16 protein-coding genes are annotated in these 18,744 nt (G+C 65.6%); 3 read left to right on the top strand and 13 right to left on the bottom strand.

What is annotated here, in order from left to right:
• Positions 1-29: 29 nt before the first annotated feature.
• The 5 genes from EA187_RS06420 to EA187_RS06400 form a co-directional block, all read right to left on the bottom strand.
• Positions 30-1,232, bottom strand: a complete 1,203-nt coding sequence (locus EA187_RS06420) for a (Fe-S)-binding protein (protein WP_127779612.1) — start codon at positions 1,230-1,232, stop codon at positions 30-32.
• Positions 1,232-2,344 (bottom strand): FAD-binding oxidoreductase, encoded by a 1,113-nt coding sequence (locus EA187_RS06415; RefSeq protein WP_164856062.1) that lies wholly within the window; start codon positions 2,342-2,344, stop codon positions 1,232-1,234. Before EA187_RS06415 ends, EA187_RS06420 begins: the two co-directional genes overlap by 1 nt.
• A complete protein-coding gene (locus tag EA187_RS06410) occupies positions 2,341-4,017 on the bottom strand; it encodes an FAD-binding oxidoreductase (RefSeq protein WP_127779609.1) in 1,677 nt (558 codons plus the stop codon). The genes EA187_RS06415 and EA187_RS06410 overlap by 4 nt, the downstream gene beginning before the upstream one ends.
• A complete protein-coding gene (locus EA187_RS06405) occupies positions 4,014-4,697 on the bottom strand; it encodes a hypothetical protein (protein ID WP_115606664.1) in 684 nt (227 codons plus the stop codon). The genes EA187_RS06410 and EA187_RS06405 overlap by 4 nt, the downstream gene beginning before the upstream one ends.
• Before the next feature lie 157 nt (positions 4,698-4,854).
• Entirely contained in the window at positions 4,855-6,033 is a 1,179-nt protein-coding gene (locus tag EA187_RS06400) for a class I SAM-dependent rRNA methyltransferase (RefSeq protein WP_164856061.1), read from the bottom strand.
• A gap of 829 nt (positions 6,034-6,862) precedes the next feature.
• On the opposite strand from EA187_RS06400, the gene EA187_RS06395 reads away from it, so the two are divergent.
• Both EA187_RS06395 and EA187_RS06390 read left to right on the top strand, forming a co-directional pair.
• Positions 6,863-7,210, top strand: a complete 348-nt coding sequence (locus EA187_RS06395) for a hypothetical protein (protein ID WP_206524206.1) — start codon at positions 6,863-6,865, stop codon at positions 7,208-7,210.
• 4 nt (positions 7,211-7,214) lie between these two features.
• On the top strand, positions 7,215-7,718 hold the full coding sequence (locus tag EA187_RS06390) for a DUF2231 domain-containing protein (RefSeq protein ID WP_115606667.1): 504 nt from the start codon (positions 7,215-7,217) through the stop codon (positions 7,716-7,718).
• 56 nt (positions 7,719-7,774) lie between these two features.
• Here EA187_RS06390 and EA187_RS06385 read toward each other — a convergent pair whose 3' ends face one another.
• The 4 genes from EA187_RS06385 to EA187_RS06370 form a co-directional block, all read right to left on the bottom strand.
• A complete protein-coding gene (locus tag EA187_RS06385) occupies positions 7,775-8,809 on the bottom strand; it encodes a nitrogen regulation protein NR(II) (protein ID WP_115606669.1) in 1,035 nt (344 codons plus the stop codon).
• Positions 8,810-8,875: 66 nt separating this feature from the next.
• Complete coding sequence (locus EA187_RS06380) at positions 8,876-10,327, bottom strand: multiheme c-type cytochrome (protein WP_115606670.1); 1,452 nt, start codon at positions 10,325-10,327, stop codon at positions 8,876-8,878.
• A gap of 106 nt (positions 10,328-10,433) precedes the next feature.
• Entirely contained in the window at positions 10,434-11,345 is a 912-nt protein-coding gene (gene rapZ / locus EA187_RS06375; protein WP_115606672.1) for an RNase adapter RapZ, read from the bottom strand.
• A gap of 24 nt (positions 11,346-11,369) precedes the next feature.
• On the bottom strand, positions 11,370-12,140 hold the full coding sequence (locus tag EA187_RS06370; protein WP_115606804.1) for a Stp1/IreP family PP2C-type Ser/Thr phosphatase: 771 nt from the start codon (positions 12,138-12,140) through the stop codon (positions 11,370-11,372).
• A 402-nt stretch (positions 12,141-12,542) separates the two neighbouring features.
• On the opposite strand from EA187_RS06370, the gene EA187_RS06365 reads away from it, so the two are divergent.
• A complete protein-coding gene (locus tag EA187_RS06365; RefSeq protein WP_127779606.1) occupies positions 12,543-13,658 on the top strand; it encodes an MJ1255/VC2487 family glycosyltransferase in 1,116 nt (371 codons plus the stop codon).
• 21 nt (positions 13,659-13,679) lie between these two features.
• Here EA187_RS06365 and EA187_RS06360 read toward each other — a convergent pair whose 3' ends face one another.
• The 4 genes from EA187_RS06360 to rpmG form a co-directional block, all read right to left on the bottom strand.
• On the bottom strand, positions 13,680-15,818 hold the full coding sequence (locus EA187_RS06360; RefSeq protein WP_127779604.1) for a WD40 repeat domain-containing serine/threonine protein kinase: 2,139 nt from the start codon (positions 15,816-15,818) through the stop codon (positions 13,680-13,682).
• Between the two features lie 262 nt (positions 15,819-16,080).
• Positions 16,081-17,841, bottom strand: a complete 1,761-nt coding sequence (locus EA187_RS06355; protein WP_127779602.1) for a hypothetical protein — start codon at positions 17,839-17,841, stop codon at positions 16,081-16,083.
• Positions 17,842-18,232: 391 nt separating this feature from the next.
• Complete coding sequence (rpsR, locus tag EA187_RS06350; RefSeq protein WP_115606679.1) at positions 18,233-18,475, bottom strand: 30S ribosomal protein S18; 243 nt, start codon at positions 18,473-18,475, stop codon at positions 18,233-18,235.
• A 42-nt stretch (positions 18,476-18,517) separates the two neighbouring features.
• Complete coding sequence (gene rpmG, locus EA187_RS06345) at positions 18,518-18,673, bottom strand: 50S ribosomal protein L33 (protein WP_111731220.1); 156 nt, start codon at positions 18,671-18,673, stop codon at positions 18,518-18,520.
• Between the last annotated feature and the right edge of the window lie 71 nt (positions 18,674-18,744).

Below are 18,744 nucleotides of genomic sequence, written 5' to 3'. Positions count from 1 at the left end.
CGTCAACGCTGGCTCACAGTGTCGTAAATCTAAATCGTGTAGGCTTCGCAGACCAGCTCCAGAAGCGAGGTGATGTCGAGATCCGCGCGGGCCTCGCCAAGCGCGCAGGCGCAGGTCGCCGCCGTGCTCACCTGACGTGTGGCCGTGGGATGCTGGTGCAGCTGCTCGGCAACCCGCGCGGCCTGGCGGCGCGCAGCCTCGGGCTCCAGAGCGCGGTAGACGGCCTGGCCCCCGCAGCATTCCGCCTCCACCCCGTCAAACATCATGGTCACCGGCTCGCCGGACCCCAGCGCCCGTAAGAGCTTGAGGCTCGGTGTCGCCAGCGGGGCCTGGCGGGTCATCATGCAGCTGTGGTGCACCATGATCGCGCTCACATCGAGCTTCTCCGGCGGCGGGTTCTGGCCGACGGCTTCGGCCAACACCTCCACCAGATGGGTGGGCTTGAGGCGCTCCGGATCGCCGTGAGAGAGTTCCGGCCAGGAGCTCCCCGGCTCGGCCCACGCGCAGAGCGCCGGGCAGTCGGTGTAGAGCTCGGTCAGCCCCTTGAGCGAGGGCCAGCGCTCTTTGAGGTGATGGTCCAGAGCGGGACGGTCGCCGGTGGCGCCTAAGGGAAATCCACAGCATACCGGCAGGTGATCAGGGCCGGTGCCGATCAGACGCACCTTTTCGCCGAGCACCCGCTCAAGCAGCCTGCCCACCCGATCGATAAGCTCCGGGTTGGTGGCGAGGGTGTCGCAGTCCGGCCAGAAACCCACGGTCGCTTCGGGGTCAAATACCTCCGGGTCCGGGCGCCAGTCGATCGCCTCGGCGTAGGGGCGGCTATGCGCATCGAAGTGCTCGCGCAGCGTTGTGAGCGCCGCCGGGATCAGCCCGGCGTCTGCGGCCTGCTCGCGGGCCCGCCACAGCGCGCGGGGCACGTCGTTGTCGTGGCGGCAAAACGCCTGGCAACGCCGGCAACCGGTGCAATGGTAAAAGGTCTCGGCCACCTCCGGGCTTAACGCCACGCTCTGATCGCCGGTCAGCTCCAGGAGCCGCATCATCCCCCAGGGCGTGACCGTCTCGCGCGACTCCGCCGCCGATGCCGGGCAGCTGAAGCGGCACATCTTCGGGCAGTAGGTGCAGTAGGCGCTCATGCGCGCGATCGCGTCGGGAGGCGCAGCCGGCCGCGCATCTCCCGGGGGGGCGTCTCCCTGCGGAGCGTCTTTTAGAGGGGGGGCGTCGTCGTGGCGCATCAGCTGGCCTCCGTGCCGGTGGGTGCGGCGGTGAATGAAACAAGCGGGAGATTCTGGCGAAGCGGCCAGCGCGCGATCACCCCGGGCATGGGCACATCGAGCGGGGCGTGGTGCTCGACGACAAGCTCCACCCGGTCGGGTGTAAACGCGGTGATCGTCAGATCGTCTACCCCCGGGGTGCTCCGGTCCAGGGGCGGGTTCTCCAGCGCGCGGGCCGTACACCACAGTCCGCTCGCGCGCTCCGCGCGGCTGTACGCTCGCCGGGCCGGGTGGCGATCTTCGAGCCAGCGCCGCCGCGCGCGCAGCGCCTCCACCTCCAGATGGGCGTCGGGCAGGCGCAGGTTGGCCTCGATCCACCGGATCTGCCCCCGCAACAGGGCTCCGGGCGCGCTCAGCGCGATCTGGAGGCGCTCGGAGCTCGCGCCGTAGTGCATCCACTGCCAGCGCAACCCGGCGCGGTAGATGGCCTCCAAAAGCCCCAGGGCCTCGGAGAGGGGAAGGCCCTCAAAGATCAAAAGCTCGCTCTCCAGAGGTCGGCGAGCGACCAGCGTAGCCTCTAAAATCGGGCCGTGGCGGCCCTCCGCACCGATGAAGAGGTAACGCAGATCGGGGCCGGCCGCCTTGCGCGGCGCCACCAGATAATCGTAGCTGCCGCTCTCGGGGGAAAAGGCGCTCAAGGCCACGCAGCCGTCGCGCAACGAGCCCATCCCCAGGGTTTTGGGCCCCGGGCGAAAACGCGCCAGAAGGCCCCCCAGGGTCGCCGTGGAGGGCTGCAGCGCGTAGCCTCCGGCCGAGAGCCCCTCGGCGTGCAGGGCGTCCTGGAAGTCGCGCCAGCGCACCCCGGCCTCCGCGCGTACAAGCCCGCTGTGGCGGTCGATGGAGACGATGCGATGTAGGCCCTCGGTGCGCAGCACCACCGCCCCGTCGAGCCGGTGGCGAAGGTGCTGACCGTCGCCCACCAGAACGGACGCGCGGCCGGCGCCATCGAGCTCCCGGCAGCTCTCGATGAGCTGCTGACGGGTTTCCACGATCCGCTCCTCCGCCGGGAGATCCAGCCCCCGGGCCTCATAATGATGGCGGGAGGGCGCGCTCAACGTCGATGTCTCTCTCACAGGTAGACCTTGGAAGGGTTGAGAATGCCGTCCGGATCGTACGTGGATTTCAGCACCTTAAAGAACGCTTCGCCGCCCCGATGATCGCGGGCGGTGAACGCCGCCTTGGAGCGCCCCACGCCGTGATGATGCGCAATGGAACCGCCGGCGTCGGCCACCGCTCCCAGCGCCCGGTTCCAGGTCAGCTCGTAGGTGCGAAGGGTCTGGTCGAGGTCGCTGCCAAAGCCGGCAAAGGTGAAGTAGATCGAGCAGCCCTCGGCGTAAACATGGCTGAAATGCGCCATGATAAAGACCTCCCGCTCCACCGCCCGGCGCACCGCCTCGTAGAGGGGCAGCACGTTCTCCCAGGTCGTGGAGACCTCCATCGTGTCGACAAAGGTGCCCGCATCGAACATCGGCGATTGTTTGTAGCTGACCGAGAAGCGGTTTTTCAGCCAGTGCTTGCCCGGCCCCTCCCCGAGGTCCACCCCGTAGCGCCCCAGCAGATCAAAGGCGTAGGAGGCCTCGGCGTCGATGAGCTCGTTATGGCCCTCAAAGCCGATGACCAGTAGGCATTGAGCGGGCACCCGCTCGGCCAGGCGATTGATCAAAAGCGGTTGGCCCACCGCGCGGCTCAACAGCTCGCGGGAGGCTCGCTCCACCAGGCGCTCCATCGGGGCGGCCACCCCCAGATCCCCCAGCGTGCGACGGGCCAGGCGCCCCAGGCCCTTGAGCAGCTCGCCGGCGCTCGGCGTTGGCGCGGCGCCGCCCGGAGGGACGGTGCTCAGCGTGGAGGCGTCGGCCTTGCGGGCGCGCTTGCGGCCGCTGCCGGCGATCAGGCTGTCGAACTCGTCGTAGAGGCGCACCACCGCCGGGCGCAGCCCCTGCTGCATCAGCTCGCGGATGGCGTCGAGCGCGCCCTGGAGGGTCGGAAACTGAAACCCGCGGTAGAGCTGGCGCGAGGGCAGAGGCTGCAGGCGCAGCGTGGCCTCGGTGATCAGCCCCAGCGTGCCCTCGCTGCCGACAAAGAGCTGCGTGCTCTCCGCCAGCATCGCCTCGCCAGCGGCGCCCTCCTGCACTCCGGGGTGCTGCGGGCTGGCGGCGGTGTCGATGGACTCGCCGCGGCCGGTGACCACGCGCATGCTCACGACCATATCCTCGATCTTGCCGTAGAGGCTGGAGTACTGCCCGGCCGAGCGCGCCGCCAGATACCCGCCCACGCTCGAGCAGTAGAGCGAGGAGGGAAAATGACCCAGGGTCAGCCCCCGGTAGTTCAGCGCCCGCTCCATATTCATGCCGATGAGCCCGGGCTGCGCGCGCATGAGCAGGCGCTCGGCGTCGGCCTCCAGGAGCCGGTCCATACGCTTGAGATCGATGACGATCGCGCGTTCATCGAGGGCGACGGTGCCGCCGCACACGCCACTTCCGGCGCCAAAGGGGATGATGGGCGTGCCGGTCGTGCGCGCCCAGTTCACCAGCGCCACCACCTCCTCTTCGTCGGCCGGCTGCACCACCGCCGAGGGACGGTGCACGCCCAGGCGTCGCCCGCGGGTCAGGATGATGCCCCGCGGCCAGCAGTCGTTGTCGTAGGCCAGACGATCGGGGAGCTGGCTGCGCACCCATCCAGCGCCGACGATCGCCTCCAGGTCGCGTTGCAGGGCCGCAGAGAGGTTGGGAGCGGGGTTCAGGCTCATGAATCCTCAGGGGAAAGGGGGTCCACTGCCACATCGGGGGCGTCGACGTCGGCCCCACCCTCGTCGTTTTCGTCCTCGTCCTTCGAGGGGGGCTCGGAGGGCGGAGGGCAGGGGGCGTTATCGGCGCTGCCATCGGTGGGGGGCTTTGCCATCGCTTCGATGCCGGCGGCCAGGAGGCTGTCGGCGGCCTGCTCCACCCGCGTGAGCAGGGCGGTGAGCCGCTCGGCGGTGGCCTCGCTCTGCGGGGTCTCGCGCGAGAAAAAGGCCAGCTCCACGAGTTTTGTCAGCCCGCTCTGCGCGAGCTCTTCGAGGCTCTTGAGCAGGCTGATGCCCAGCTCATGGGTGGCCGGATCGGAGGCCACCTCCGCGCGCAGCTGGCTCATCTCCTGAAAGCTCGGGACGGCTTTATCGAGGGCGGGCAGCGCGTCGGCCAGCTCGGCCATCGCGCCCACGAGCGCAGCGAGTTCGCTGTCGGGGAGCTTCCAGGCTCGCTCCTCGTCGGTGAGGGGGCCGAGCGTCTCTCGGCCCAGCTCCACCAGCGCGCGGGTGGCACTTCTGGCGGCAAAAAGGGTGGGGACCCAGGTCACCACACGCGCCTCCAGCTGAGGCACCCGCTCCACCGCCCCCCATACCGAGGAGAGCCAATCCCCCAACCCGCCCGATTTTGAGCCCTTTGCCACCTTCTCCTCCAACCTTGCGCCCCGGACCCTTTTCGGGCGGCGCTCTAAGACTCGGGATCTGCGTTACGTCGTGTCGAGGTGCCCACCATCGGCCAGCACCCCCCGTGCTGACAAGGCGAGCTGGCTTGATGCGCCAGCAGCCCGCTCGCCAGCGAGCTCAGTCGCGGCAGAGCGTGCCCACGCTGAACTGCAGATAATCGCCCTCCGGGAAGGCGGCCAGCGTGGGGTGATCGACGTCGGCACCAAAGGTGCCGGTGAGCACCAGCTCGGCCCCGGCGCGCTGGCTTGCGGCGGAGACGATGTTCAAAAAACGCCCCCGATCGATATGGCTGCTGCACGAGGCCAGAGCAATGGTAGCGCCGGTGGGCATGACCTCAATCAACTTTTGGAAAATTCGCGTATAGGCCTCGGTCGCCCGCGGCACGTCGCTGTGGCGGTGGGCGAAGCTGGGCGGATCGCAGACGGCGACCTCAAAGGGGGCGCGCTCCGCGTCGAATTGCTCCAGGTATTCAAAGGCGTCGCAGGCCTCAAATCCGTGGGCGGGAGCCGGGATGTGGTTGCGTTCAAAGTTGCGTCGGGCGTCGGCGATGGCCGGCGCGGCCAGGTCCACAGTGGTCGTGCGCGCCGCCCCCCGGGCCGCCGCCGCCAGCGAGAACGCCCCGGTGTACCCGAAGAGGTTGAGCAGCCGGCGTCCCACACAGAGCTCGGCCAGGCGGCGGCGGTTGGCACGCTGATCGAGGAAAAAGCCCGTCTTCTGGCCCTCCATCGGGTCGACCACGTAGGTGAGCCCGCCCTCCACAAAGGTTGTCTCCGCCGGGGCCTCGCACTCCCACCATTCGGCGCGGGGGAGCTTGCCGCGGTGGAGGTTCGAGCGTTTGATCGCCCAGTGTTTCACCGGCAAAAGTTTGCTGATCGTCTGGCGTGCGGGCTTCAGCCAGCGCTCGGCGGCCAGCCCGTCGGGGCGCAGCACGGCCACATCCCCGTAGATATCGCATACAAGGCCCGGCACCCGGTCGCCCTCCCCGTTGAGCAGGCGAAAGCCGTTGGTATCGGCCGTGGGAAAGGGCCGACGCTTCATCGCCTGGCGGATACGCTGGTCGAGCAGGCGGTTATCGAGCTCGGTCTGGGGGTTACGCGTCCACAGGCGCACGCGGATGGGCGAGTCGGGATCGATGATGCCTCGCCCCAGCCAGGCGCCGTGCATGTCGTAGACGTCGACGGCGTCGCCGGCCTCAAGCTCCGGGTGACGGAGCGCGTCTTCGAAAATCCAGGGGTGCCCGGCGCGCAGCACATTCTCCAGAGGTTGGGTCAGATCGACGCGGGGGTAATAACGCATAACACACTCGGCAGGAGGGTGATTCAGAGTGGGTGGGGGCATGGGGGCCCGGGCGTCCCGGGCTCGGGTGGCGGGAGCATGCCCCAGGTTGCCCGCGGGCGCCACCGCCGCCGGCCGCACCTGTGTCGGGACGCCCCGGGGCGCCTCAGATGGCGGAGCGATGCGAAGGGAGCGTGCCCCGGGGCGCCTCACATGGCGGAGCGCCATAAAGCGACCGTGTCCCGGGGCGCCTCGGGTGGCGAAGCGCCATGAAGCGACCGTGTCCCGGGACGGCTCGGGTGGCGAAGCGCCATGAAGCGACCGTGTCCCGGGACGGCTCCGACGAGGTTCCGACCCGATTGGAGGCGTCCGCGGACGGGGTTCCGGGGGGTAGGACCATGAAGCGACCGTGCCCCGGGACGCCTCGGCTGGCGAAGCGCCATGAAGCGACCGTGACCCGGGACGGCTCCGACGAGGTTCCGACCCGATTGGAGGCGTCCGCGGACGGGGTTCCGGGGGGTAGAACCATGAAGCGACCGTGTCCCGGGACGGCTCCGACGAGGTTCCGACCCGATTGGAGGCGTCCGCGGACGGAAGGGGAGGGGGTTCAACCCCCTAAAAGGGTATGCCCTGGCGCGTTACAACGCGCCGGCCGCCCTTGCGAGGCCGCCAGCGAACGTGGTGGCCATGCGTCGGAACGCCCCTGGTTGACTCGTCGCTTGCTCGCCAGCGGCGTGCCCGGGTTTAGTATGGCCACTCCGGTCCCCGAGCCCTATGGTGTGGGCCCTTCGTCTCGACGTCGTGTCGGGTCGTCGGACCGCTGACATGATGCCTCTTAAAGGAGATCACGATGAAAACCCTGTCCCGAATGATGATGCTCACGATCACGCTTATGGCGCTCTCCGGCAGCGCATTGATCGGCTGCGAAAAGCCCTCCGGCAGCGACGCCGAGGAGCACGCCGTCGTCGAAAGCGGTACGTACGAGGGGACGATCAAGAAGGTCAACGCCGATGAGAAAGAGATTTACGTCGATGCGAATGGCCAGGAGCTCGAGCTCTACTTCATCGACGAGACGACGTTGACGAAGGGCGGGCAGCCCGCGGAGTTCGGTGTGTTGGAGCAGGGGCAGAAGGTCGAAGTCGAGATCAAGAAGGTCGGAAAGCGCCTCGACCCGATCTCTGTCACGATCCTCGAGTAACGCGATGGGTGCGCTCCCCGATATGTGGCGAGTGGAGCTGTGGCATCCGCTCGTCGTGCATCTCCCCATTGGCGTGTTGATCTTCGGGGTGCTGGCCTGGCTGGCCGGCGCGATGACCAACCCCGGGGGGCCCCGGGGATTTTTGCGTCCGGCCGCCCGGCTGGCCCTGAGTGTGGGCACAGCCGGGGCCTGGTTGGCCGTCTATACCGGAGATCTGGCCGACGCGGAGGTTGTTCGGACCTTATGTGATCCCACGGTGGTGGAGCGCCATGAGAACCTGGCCTGGATCTGTGCCATCACCTTCACGGTCGCCACCGTTCTGGAGTTTGTCCGGGGGGTTACAGGCCTGTCGAGGGGCCTGCGCCTGGCTCTTCGGGTGGTGATCGCTCTGGGGCTTTGTCTTGGTATCGCGTTGTTAGGATACGTCGGACATCTGGGAGCGAAGCTGGTCTACCAGCAGGGCGCTGCAGTGTATCACCCCTCGGAGATGTGCACGGAGTTTGAGTGAGGAGAGGGGCGAGCTCCGGGCAGGGGGGCGGGCCGACCTGGAGGATGGACCGGAGCTTAGTGCAGGGTGGGGGCGGGCAAAAAGGCAGTGATGGCGTGCTGATCGCAGATCACATCCACGGAAAACTCGGCGATCACATCGGGCACGCGCGTCATATGCTCGTTGTGCTCCACGCGTCCTACGAGCATGGGCCAGAAGGGCCCCTCGTAGACGGCGTTGGGGTCGTCGGGGCCGCCGATGGTCAGCTCCACACCGGGGTGCTCGGCGCGGGCGTGTCGCGCGCTGAGCTCCAGACGGCTGGCCTGCGGCCAGCGCATCAGGGCGTTGGCCACCAGATCGGCCACCAGCTGGCCGACCCGGGAGGGATGAGCGCGCAGAATGGGCAGATCCTCCTCACAGCTGACGTGGAGTTTGGGGCCCGGGGAGAGGGTCTGACTGAGCACGCGCTGCTGGCGCTCTAAGAGCTCGTTGAGATCGGTCTCGGTGGGGGGCAGCCCGTCAAGCGAGGTCAGAAGTTGCAGGGCGTCGACCAGCGCGATGCCCCGTCGGCAGGCTCTGAGCGCGCGCTCCAGCTGCTGACCATGCGGATCGTCCTCGACCTGGTGGCGCACCAGATCGACGTAGCTGGCCGCGACCGTAAACACGTTGTTGAAGTCGTGGGCGATGGCCTGGGCCATGCGGCTCTGCAGGGTGGCGCGGCTGAAGGGCTGCGGCGGCACAAGTTCGTTGAGCATGGCCAGGTAGGTGGGCTCTGCGCCCTCCTCTCGCTCCAGGGGGATCAGGCGCTGACGCGCGGCGCGAATGGGGGTGCCGGAGGCGTGAAGGTAGGTCAGGGCGCGATCGACAAAATCGCGCTCCCCCTGAGCCAGGAGGCGGCTGGCCCGGGCGAGCTGGCGGGCGGCCTCCGGGGTGAGCAGCTCCTCGGGGGAAGGGGTGGAATCCTCAAGGCCCAGGAGCTCGACCAGCGCCGGGTTGCAGACCCCCGGGGTGCCCTGAGCGTCGACGAGATGCATCGGCCAGGGGGCGCCCAGAAAAAAGGCGGAGAAGGCCTCCGCGGAGCGGGGCAGGGCGGCAGTGGTAGCATGGCGCATGGAAAGCCTCGGAGGTCGGGGGCCGCAGAGCACTGCGATCGGCACAATCCCTCTAAAGCTAAGCACTCAGTCTGGCGAGGGCGACGCCTCTTGAGGGGCCAGAGTCTGGCGGGCGCCAAAATCGTCTTCGATCTCAAGCAGGCGCACCTCCCCATTCGCATCCACCTCCCAGCGGGAGCGGTGGAAGTGGCGTCCGCGCACGTAGCGCCCCTCCAGCTCGTGGAAGTCAAAGGCCTCCTCGTGCATGCGCTCTTTGACGGCCTCGATCTCCACGATCACCGGCTCATCCTGCATGGCGAGTTGGTGCTCCTCCCAGGAGAGCCCCATCTCAAGGGACTCGCCGGGCAGGATGCGGTTGTCGCTTCGGAGCTTGATCTCGGGCCACCAGTCAAAGATCGCGCCGATGCGCATCTCCTGGCGGACCAGCTCCTGGCCCTCCGGGGAGAGGACGCGGGCGCTGACGTCGACGTGGCGCTCCGGGTCGCCGGTGGGAAAGCGGTGGCCGGCCTTATCGTTGAGCACCACCACCCGGGCATCGGCGCAGCCGTTGCCGGCACAGTTCTCGGCGGGGCCTTCCAGATAGATGGAGGCACCGGAGCCAAAGATCGCGCGAAGAGGGGCGATCTCCGACTCATACTCGGGCTTTTTGGGAATCAGCGAGCCCCCGAACCAGTGGTGGCGGGTCTTGCGCACGGGGACATTATAGCCCCGGGCGATGGGGCGCTCGGTCTGGGGCATGTGGCAGTCCTGGCAGTGCTGGCCCTTCTCGGCAAACGCGCTCCGGGACCACTCCTCGCCGGTGGTGAAGAAGCAGCCCAGGGTTTGCTCGGGGAAGAGGGCTTCGGCCTGGTGGCAGCGCACGCAGTTCTCTTCGTCGAGGAGGTGATCGCCTTTTGCCACCGGGTGGGGCGCGGCGGTGGCGTCACCCCGGGGGCCGAGCACCACGCCATCGCGCACATGGCAGGTGGCGCAGGTGATGGCGTCGAGCTGCAGTTCGGCATCAAAGGTGGGGTTATCGACGTAGATCGGTTTGGAGATGTCGCCTTCTTCCAGGCCCACCACGAGTTTTTCGAGCTGGTTGACCAGGGGGGTGTGGCAGTTGACGCACATCCAGCTGACGTCATGGCGCTCGGCGTCGGGCGGGTTGTGCTCGCCACGGGATTTGGCGAGCTCCTCCATGAACTGGGCGTCGTCGAGCCAGGCGCGGCGGTGGGTGGAGAGCTGCCACTCGGCATAGATCTCGGCGTGGCAGGCCCCGCAGGTCTCGGCACGCAGGTCGGGGAGGCCCTCGGGCACGTCTGTGTAGGGGTGGGGGCGCTCGTAGAGGGGACGGCTCTTGTAGAAGGCGTCGGCGGCGGCCAGGGCCTCTGCTGGCGAGAGGGTGGCGAGCTCATCGGGGGCGACAGGCGGAGCGCCGGGGGCGGGCACCGGCTCGATGTTGAGTGCGGCGATCACCCCGAAGACGATCACGGCCAGCGCGATCACGATGGGTTTGAGACCCGGACGACGTGCAGACATCAGTGCCTCAGTGCGGCAATTTCAGAAGATCGCCCCGGGCAGGTGGGCGAATCAGCGGGGGCGAAGATCGAGGAAAGACGAAGAGCGCTGAGCGACAGGCTGACGCTCAGCGCGACTTGCGTTCTAGATCGCGGTGGCGGGTTGAAACATTCCAGCCCCGGTTGGAGAGCCGGCGCGCGATCGTCTCGGCAATCGCCACCGAGCGGTGCTGCCCGCCGGTGCATCCGATGCCGATGGTCAGGTAGCTTTTGCCCTCGCGCTCGTACATCGGAAGCGTGAACTCGGCCATCTGTTGAAAGAGCCCCAGAAAGGTCGCCGTCTCACTCAAGCCCAGGACATAATGCTGCACGTCGGCATCGAGTCCGGTCTTCGGGCGCAGCTCCTCGACAAAATAGGGGTTGGGCAGAAAGCGCAGATCGAAGACGAGATCGCATTCAATGGGCAGCCCGTACTTAAAGCCAAAGCTCAGCACCGAGATCGAGAAGGGCGGGGGCGCATCATCGCTGAAGCGCTCTTGAATCAGGGCTTTGAGCGTGTGCACGGTATGCGTGGAGGTGTCGACGACCACGTCGGCACGCGCGCGGATATCGTCGAGAAACTCCCGCTCCAGGCGGATGCCCTCGGGCACGTTACGCGCCTCGCTGACGGGGTGGCGCCGGCGCGTCTCGCTGAAACGGCGTACCAGCACCTCGTCGGTGGCCTCCAGAAAGACCACCTGCACGTCGATCCCCTCGTCGCGGAGTTGTTTGAGCGTGGCGTTGGCCTGATCCAGATGCACGTGATCGCGGGTATCGACGACAAAGGCCAGCCGTCGCCACGCCTGGCGCGAAGGGCCGCTCTGCGCCAGCTCCAGCACCTTGGGCAGCAGGGGCACCGGCAGGTTGTCGATGCAGAAATAGCCCAGATCTTCGAGCGCGCGAATCGCGGTGGATTTGCCCGAGCCACTCAGCCCGGACACGATCACCACGCGCGGCGCCCCGGCGCCCGGCTCACTGCGTTCGTCGAGCTCCTCGGACATGACCCATCCTTTGCGAAGAAGGAATTACTCTTTGAAGATCTCCACCATCACACATGTGGTGTTGTCGGTTCCGCCGTTGTTGTTGGCCGCCTCGATGAGCTTATCGATGCAGACCTCCAGGTTGTCGCGGTTATCCACCATGATCTGACGGATGGCTTTGTCGTTGATCATCCCGTTGAGCCCGTCGCTGCACAAAAGGTAGAGGTCTTTGTGCTGGGGCTCCTCGTGGCAGACATCCACCTGGACGGTCTCTTTCATGCCGAGCGCCCGCACGATGACGTTTTTGTGCGGGAAGTTCTCGATCTCTTCTTCGGTGAGATCTTTCATCTTGATGTAATCGTTGAGCAGCGAGTGGTCTTCGGTGACCTGATGGAGCTCCTCGCCGCGCAGCCGATAGACGCGGCTGTCGCCGACGTGGCCCACGTAGATGGTTTCTCCGCAGATGCACAGCGCGACGACCGTGGTACCCATGCCGTGATGCTTGCTCGGGTCGTTTTTGGCCGTCTCGAAGATGCGCAGGTTGGCGAGCTTGATGCTCGCGCCCAGGCGATTCTCCTCGTAGGTGCGCCCCTTCTCCATTTTATAAGGCCAGGTCAGATCTTCATCCTTGCTGGTCTCCATGAAGAACTCGGCGATGGTGTCGACGGCCAGCTGTGAGGCGACCTCGCCACTGGCGTGCCCTCCCATGCCGTCGGCGACGATGTAGAGGTTTTCCTCAGGCACAAGACGAAGGTTGTCTTCGTTATGGCCCCGCTTCATCCCGACGTGGGTGTTTCCAGCGTATCGCAGTTTGATCGGCACGGTCTTGACCCCGTTTGACGGCAGCGCTCGGTGGGGTGTCCCCAATAAAGCTCCGGCGCGTGGCACAGTGATTCATGTCGTCTTCTGGCAGGTGCCGCTCCCGGCTGGAGCGGTCGACGATGAGCGGAATCGTGGCGCTGAAAAAGGCCGGCCTTGTGTCGCCGGCAAAATGGGCAGGAGGTGCGCGCCACCGGACGCCGCCGCATCATCATGGATCGGCGTTACAATACTTCGAGGGGGGCCATCGAGCAAGGAAGATGCAGGAGCGCGCTGCCAGGCCACAGAGCGTTTCTAAAGTGTCACCGCGACCGGCCGCGATACGCTTGAAGCGCGCGCTTTGTGAGCGGTACAAGGGGGGCGTTATCCGTCGAAGAGAGGCGAAGCCCGGGAGTTGGTATGAAGATTTTATATGGCGTGGTCGGCGAGGGCATGGGGCATGCGATGCGCAGCGGGGTGGTTCTGGCCTGGCTGCTGGAGCAGGGCTATCAGGTGCAGGTCGTCGCTTCCGGGCGCGCCCATGACTATCTCAAAGCGCGCGTGCCCGAGGTCGACCAGATCTGGGGGCTGACGATGGCCATGGAAAATAATGAGGTGCGTCGGATGGCCACCGCCGTCGACAACCTGCGCGGGGCGATGGAGGGCTGGCCTGCCAATGTGCGTCGCTACTTCGAGATGGCCGCGAAGTTCGAACCGGATCTTGTGATCAGTGACTTTGAGAGCTGGAGCTGGCTCTTTGCCAAAGTTCATCGCATCCCGCTGATCTGCATCGACAACATTCAGCTCATCAACCGCTGCTGGCACGAAGAGCAGATCATCGGTGAGGAGATGAACGCGTTTCTGCTGGCCAAATCGATCGTCAAAGCCAAATGCCCGCGCGCGGCCCACTACGTGGTCACGACCTTCGTCGAGCCGAGGGTGCGCAAGAAGCGCACCACGTTGGTGCCACCGATCTTGCGTCCCGAGCTCCTCAACGCGCAGCCCTCCGAGGGGGAGCACCTGCTCGTCTACCAGACCTCTCCGAGTTTTTCGGATCTTCCACGGATGCTCGCCGGGCTCACGCGCCCGGTCTATGTGTATGGACTTCGCCGCGATATCAAAGAGGACCAGCGCCACGGGAACCTGACCTTTCGGCCTTTTAGCGAGACGCAATTTGTCGAGGATCTGGCCAGCTGTGCCGGAGTCATCGGCTCGGCGGGCTTTACGCTGATGGGCGAGGCACTGCACCTGCGCAAACCCTACCTGGCGACGCCGGTAGGCGGGCAGTTTGAGCAGCTGCTCAACGCGCGCTACCTCAAAGATCTGGGCTACGGCACCTACACCCGGAGGATGGGGCCGACGGATCTTGTGGATTTTGTCGATGATCTGCCCCGCTACCGCGAGGCGCTGCAAGGCTATGAGCCGCGCGACAACAGTGAGCTCTTCGCAAGGCTCGAAGAGCTCTTCGATCAGGCGGAGGCCGGGCTGTTGCGCTCGCGACGAGTGCGTTGGCTGGGTTGGGAAGCGCCGCGTTGAGGGGACGGCCGGTGTTGCGGCCTAGAGCGCGGCGGTGCCGGCGCTGATCTGCTCAAAGCAGAGGCGTTGGACCTGACGATCAACCGCGCAGATGGCCGTCGGAGTGCTTCCGTCAGCAAAGAGCAGGGCGAGGACATCAAGATGGCGTGTGGGCAGGCTCATCAGCCTGCGCCCGGTGGGAATCTGGAAGAGCGCCAGGGTGTGGTTGGCGAGCGCCGCGGCCAGCAGGTAGTTATCCGGCGAGAGCGTCATGGCGGTGATCGGCGCTTCGGTGCGGAACTGGGCCGTGGGCTGACGCGGCGAACCCAGCGAGATGACTTCAACGCCGTTGTCACGGCGGCTGATGGCGGCGGTATCGCCGCCTGCGCCCAGCGTCACACATCGCACGGCCTCACCGTTGCGGATACGCGCCCACTCGCTGGCGCTGGCGCGTCCGGGTTGGTGGACATAAACCCGACCGGAGGTCGAGCCGGCGATCACGCTCTTGTTGCACGGGCTCACCGCGATGGAGGCGATGGAGGCGCGCCGCACATCCTGGAAGAGGGTGCGCGTTTGAGCTTTATCGAGGCAGGTGCGCGAGATCGAGCCGTCGCGGTGCCCGGCGAAGATGGCATCATCGCCCAACGCCAGCGCGGTTACGCGCGAGGCGGTTGCCACCGCCAGGGGGCGTGGACCGCTGGCGGTCCTTTCAAAGAGCATCGCTTCGTGGGGGCCGCCCTCCAGAATCACGAAGGAACCTTCCCTGCGAGCGCTCGCCACCACGTTTGCCGGGCTCACCCGCAGGGTATGCGTCGTCGCGGGCACGGCTGTGGCCGAGCTGCTCTCGTGCGAGGCATAGCGGACCTGGGCGGGAATGGCCTTGAGGCCCTCATGGTGCTGCGGGGTGTCCGTGCGGGAGAAGACGGGCGTGTGGGCGGGCTGTCGTTTTGCGAATGCCTGCAGGGTGGCTGCGCTGGTGTGATCCTCGCGTGCAAACCCGTGAGGTTCGTCGGGGGAAGCCGCCGCGCCTTCGACGCTTGAGGCGACTGTGGTTTTGTTCGCCCCGAACACCCCGGCGATCGGGGTCTTCCGGTCGGCACCCACCCGGGATGAGGAAGTCACCTCCGAGGAGAGCTGCGAGTTGGCAAAGGTGTCCAGCGCGGCGATCACTTCCGAGAGATCATTGGGGCGCTCCGAGGGCTCTTTGGCCAGCATTCGCGCTACCAGGCGTTCCAACTCCTCGGGGAAGATGCGTTCCGGGTGCGCCTCACTTAAACGTGGCGGCTTCTGCCGCACGTGCATGCGTAGCACGCTGTAGACGTTGTTGGAGATAAAGGGGGGCTTGCCCGTGAGCATAAAGAAGAGAATGGCCCCCAGGCTGTAGATGTCGCTGCGGCGATCGACGGTTTTAGCCATGGCCTGCTCGGGGCTGGCATAGAGGGGCGTGCCGATAAACCCGTGGGTCATGCTCACGCCGGAGTCGTCGGTCAGGCGCACGATGCCAAAGTCCAGGATATGCATGAAGTCGTCGCCGGCCGGCAGGCGCTCGACCATCATGTTTTCCGGCTTGAGATCGCGGTGAATCATGCCGGCCTGATGCGCTTCAAAGAGGCCGTTGGCAATCTGGCGCAGCAGTGCACAGGCGCGCTGGATGTTTAGCGGGCCCTGGCGGATCACCAGATCTTCGAGCGTCATCCCCGAGATCAGATCCATGATCGCGGCGACGTAGGAGCCCTTCAGATCAAGAATCTCGTAAAACGAGACGATATGCGGGTTACGAAGTCGGCTCAGCGCTTCGACTTCGCGGTTGAGGCGCTCAATGATCTGGTCGGCCTGACCTTTGTCGGTGGCGATGATCTTGATGGCAAAATGGCGGGAGATCGAGAGCGACTCCGCCCGGTAGACCGCGGCCGACGAACCGCGGCCCAGGGGTTTTGCAACCAGGTAGCGCTTGTCGATCACCCGCCCAAGCCACGGGTCGTTGGCCTCTTCGAGCGAGGGCCAACCGGCCTCGGGCGAACTCAGAGCGCACTCCAGGCATTGCGGCTCATCGGCGAAAACCACCGACATGCAGCTCGGGCAGTGATGCTGCGGGCTCTTCTCTCGCAGCTTCTGCCTCCGCGCCTCGCGTAACGCGCGGATATGCTGGCCTGTCCCGGAGGACGAACCCAGGTTGGACATGATGCACTCCCTGACAGCGTCGACATCGGTGACACGGGACACAAACCACAATCGTCCCCCCACGTATCTGGCCCATGCGCCGGTATGCTAATGACTTCTATTTGAGATCGCCAAGCGCCTTTTTGTCAAATCTTGTCGAGGCCCTGGCTCAATACTCGTCCCGTCGACTCAAATATAAAGCCACCTCCTTGCCGCAGGAGGTGGCTTTGCTCTCGTTTATTCTCGTGTACCCGCTCTTCGAGGCCGGCGTGTGGAGGCGTGATTAACGCTCGCTGGGAAGGCGCGCGTACCGCGCCTCAACCTCAAGACCGGAGAGGATGTTGAACCACTGCTCGTCATTCCAGTCGATGATCACCCCGGAGCGACCGCCGGGACATGCATTGAGCTGGTAGTTGGCGGGGTCGACCACACAGCCCCGGGGGTACTCGGGCATCCCGATGGTGCCTTCCAGGCAGTACTGGGTGGTCTCCAGACGCGTCAGGTCGGCCTCGGCACCGGCGGCCGGAAGCTTCATGCGCACCTGCAGACCGGTATCGCAGTAGTAGGTGCCCAGGGGGTCCACGCCGGCTTCAACGGGGTAGGGACGGCAGGTGCCGGCCTCGCCGGTGAAGGGGTTGGCCGGGCAGGCTGCCTCGGGCCCGTCGCAGGCGTAGATGTCGTCGATGCAAGCGGAGGCTTTGGGTGAGAAGAGATCGGCGATCTGATCGAGCGCACGGGTGAAGTCGCTGCAGATAAGCCCGGTCATCGGCTCGTTTTCCGAGGGCGCTTTGGGAAAAGACCTTTCAAAAGCACTGATAAACTCTGCATAGCGGTGGCCCGAATACGCCTCCCCGTTGACGCTGGCGCAGCTGATGGGGACGTGGTCACCGGCGTTAGCCGTCTTGGGTTGGCAGTCGGGCTCGGGACGAGGCTCCAAGAAGCGGCGATCTCGGCCGTGAATCGAGGCCATGATGACCTCAGTATTGGGATCGACACTGTTCACACCGCGGGAGGCGGCGATGTTGGCAAGCAGCTCGTCGCGAAGGGTGTTGACCTGCAATAGTGCGCCGGCGTCGCCCAGGTTTTCCTGGTAGGTGCACTCGCTGACGCCACAGTAGGTCTGGTAGTCGAGCGTGCCATCGTGGCTGCAGTCATTCTCGTCGGAGACGAAGATCACCCCGGTCTCTGCATCGGGACGCAAGAAGCCTGCGTTGGGGTATTGCGACGGATCGCCGTCAGGCCCCCCGGTCAACTCCGGCGAGAAGGCGCGGGCGACAGCGGCCAGCCCCTGCTCAAACCCCCAGCCACGCACGCCAACCAGGCTCATACACGCGAAGTCTTCGGCGAGGCGGTTAACCTCAAGCTCGCCACGTTCGTCGGTATAATCCTCTGCGCGGAGTACCTTGGGAATCGGGCGGTAGGCCGAGGAAGGAGGGAAGTAGGACTCGGCCAGACGAGCGTCGCCGGTACATTCTTCGGGCCAGTTAAACTCGTCAAAGGTGCAACGCAGCTCAGACAGTGGCGGGTTGAGAAGATCCTGATAGTCGCCCGGGTTGGTCGTGCACTCCACGGCGATAGCGATGGAATCAAGAATGGGCGACATATCATTTAAGTTGAGACTTCCGTCCTCATTCAGCCCGTAATAGCAGGTGTTGTCAGCGCCCGGGATGGGCTGCGGGGTTGATTGCAGATAACCGGGCTCGGCGATCGGCTCGCGCCCTCTGTCGACGGTGTCATCGACAAAGTGGGTGGTCGTCACACCGATATGGAAATCGAGGTTAACCTCACCCAGGATCTCAACAAAGTCGGCAAAGCCTTCGCGCAAGAGCTTCTGCTCCTGGCACATCGAGCCGGAGTTATCGATCATCCAGAGGATGTCGGCTTTGTTGGTGCCGTTGGCCGTCTGGGGTTGAATAAACTCAATGGCGCTGGTCGAGCGCGTCAGCTGAACCGGGTACTCGTTGCAGGCGGTGATGCCCACGACGGTGCATAGCCCCAGGGTCGCGGTCAACAGGCGCGGGGCGCCGGGCACGTTCCATCCCATATCTGGCCTCATGTCGTTTCAGAAGAGCGCTGATTATCCAGCAGGTTGAGGAGCTTCTGGTTGTGCGCAAGGCTAGCGGAGAGCCCGGGCGGTGTCTACAGCCTCTGCCCCCCTTTCGGGGCTCATGCAGGCTGCATGTGTCGATTTTTCGCGTGCGGTCGGCCGCTGCGGCCCTTGTAATAAAGCGTAACCCAACGAAAGGTCAGGCCTGCAGACGCTTTCGGGGCGATCCGATCAGGACCCCAGGGGGCAGGCTGCGAGCGCCAAGAAAGCAACGCGGCGGCCGCCCTCCCAATCCGCCTGAGCAGAACGATGGGGGAGGGGGCCGCCGTCGATGTTGCCCTGGCGCGCGGATATCGCCTCCGAAGAGAGGCGGTCGCGCGCACAACCCTTACGACTTGTGCGTGGTGTAGGGCAGCAACGCGATCTGGCGAGCGCGCAGGATGGCGCGGCGCAGACGGCGCTGGTTCACGGCGTTCACGCCGGTGATGCGACGCGGCAGGATCTTGCCGGTGGTCGTCACAAAGAGCTTGAGCAGCTCGGCGTTCTTGTAATCAAGACGCCAGGAGGGGTTCTGCTCAAAGGGGTCGATCTTGCGACGGCGGCGCCAGTTGATCTTTCCGTACTTGGACATAGGGGATTCCTCTTAAGGGTCAGCCGGGAGCGCCGGCCTACATTATTTGATCTTGGCTTCCACGAACTCGACGTACTTGCGGACCTTCGGATCAAACTTCTTGATGCGAAGCTTGTCGGGGGTGTTCCGCTTGTTTTTGGTCGTGGTGTAGAAGTAGCCGGTGCCGGCGGACGAAACGAGTCGGATTTTCTCTCGCATGACAAACTCTCCAGAATATCGTGGCGCTCAAAAGCGCGAAGGCTTCACAGGCCTGAAGTCGGCGTCGCAAA

It is taken from the genome of Lujinxingia sediminis (assembly GCF_004005565.1).
In the GTDB taxonomy this organism is placed as follows: Bacteria; Myxococcota_A; Bradymonadia; order Bradymonadales; family Bradymonadaceae; genus Lujinxingia; species Lujinxingia sediminis.
The sequence above is the reverse complement of the archived record's forward strand: the minus strand, read 5'-3'. Positions and strand labels throughout refer to the sequence as shown.

Excerpts from the sequence above, each read along its gene's own strand:
- EA187_RS06420 (WP_127779612.1), bottom strand. The coding sequence starts at position 1,232 with ATGCGCCACGACGACGCCCCCCCTCTAAAAGACGCTCCGCAGGGAGAC.
- EA187_RS06410 (WP_127779609.1), bottom strand. The coding sequence starts at position 4,017 with ATGAGCCTGAACCCCGCTCCCAACCTCTCTGCGGCCCTGCAACGCGAC.
- EA187_RS06400 (WP_164856061.1), bottom strand. The coding sequence starts at position 6,033 with ATGCGTTATTACCCCCGCGTCGATCTGACCCAACCTCTGGAGAATGTG.
- EA187_RS06395 (WP_206524206.1), top strand. The coding sequence starts at position 6,863 with ATGAAAACCCTGTCCCGAATGATGATGCTCACGATCACGCTTATGGCG.
- EA187_RS06390 (WP_115606667.1), top strand. The coding sequence starts at position 7,215 with ATGGGTGCGCTCCCCGATATGTGGCGAGTGGAGCTGTGGCATCCGCTC.
- EA187_RS06385 (WP_115606669.1), bottom strand. The coding sequence starts at position 8,809 with ATGCGCCATGCTACCACTGCCGCCCTGCCCCGCTCCGCGGAGGCCTTC.
- EA187_RS06380 (WP_115606670.1), bottom strand. The coding sequence starts at position 10,327 with ATGTCTGCACGTCGTCCGGGTCTCAAACCCATCGTGATCGCGCTGGCC.
- rapZ (WP_115606672.1), bottom strand. The coding sequence starts at position 11,345 with ATGTCCGAGGAGCTCGACGAACGCAGTGAGCCGGGCGCCGGGGCGCCG.
- EA187_RS06365 (WP_127779606.1), top strand. The coding sequence starts at position 12,543 with ATGAAGATTTTATATGGCGTGGTCGGCGAGGGCATGGGGCATGCGATG.
- EA187_RS06360 (WP_127779604.1), bottom strand. The coding sequence starts at position 15,818 with ATGTCCAACCTGGGTTCGTCCTCCGGGACAGGCCAGCATATCCGCGCG.
- EA187_RS06355 (WP_127779602.1), bottom strand. The coding sequence starts at position 17,841 with ATGGGATGGAACGTGCCCGGCGCCCCGCGCCTGTTGACCGCGACCCTG.
- rpsR (WP_115606679.1), bottom strand. The coding sequence starts at position 18,475 with ATGTCCAAGTACGGAAAGATCAACTGGCGCCGCCGTCGCAAGATCGAC.
- rpmG (WP_111731220.1), bottom strand. The coding sequence starts at position 18,673 with ATGCGAGAGAAAATCCGACTCGTTTCGTCCGCCGGCACCGGCTACTTC.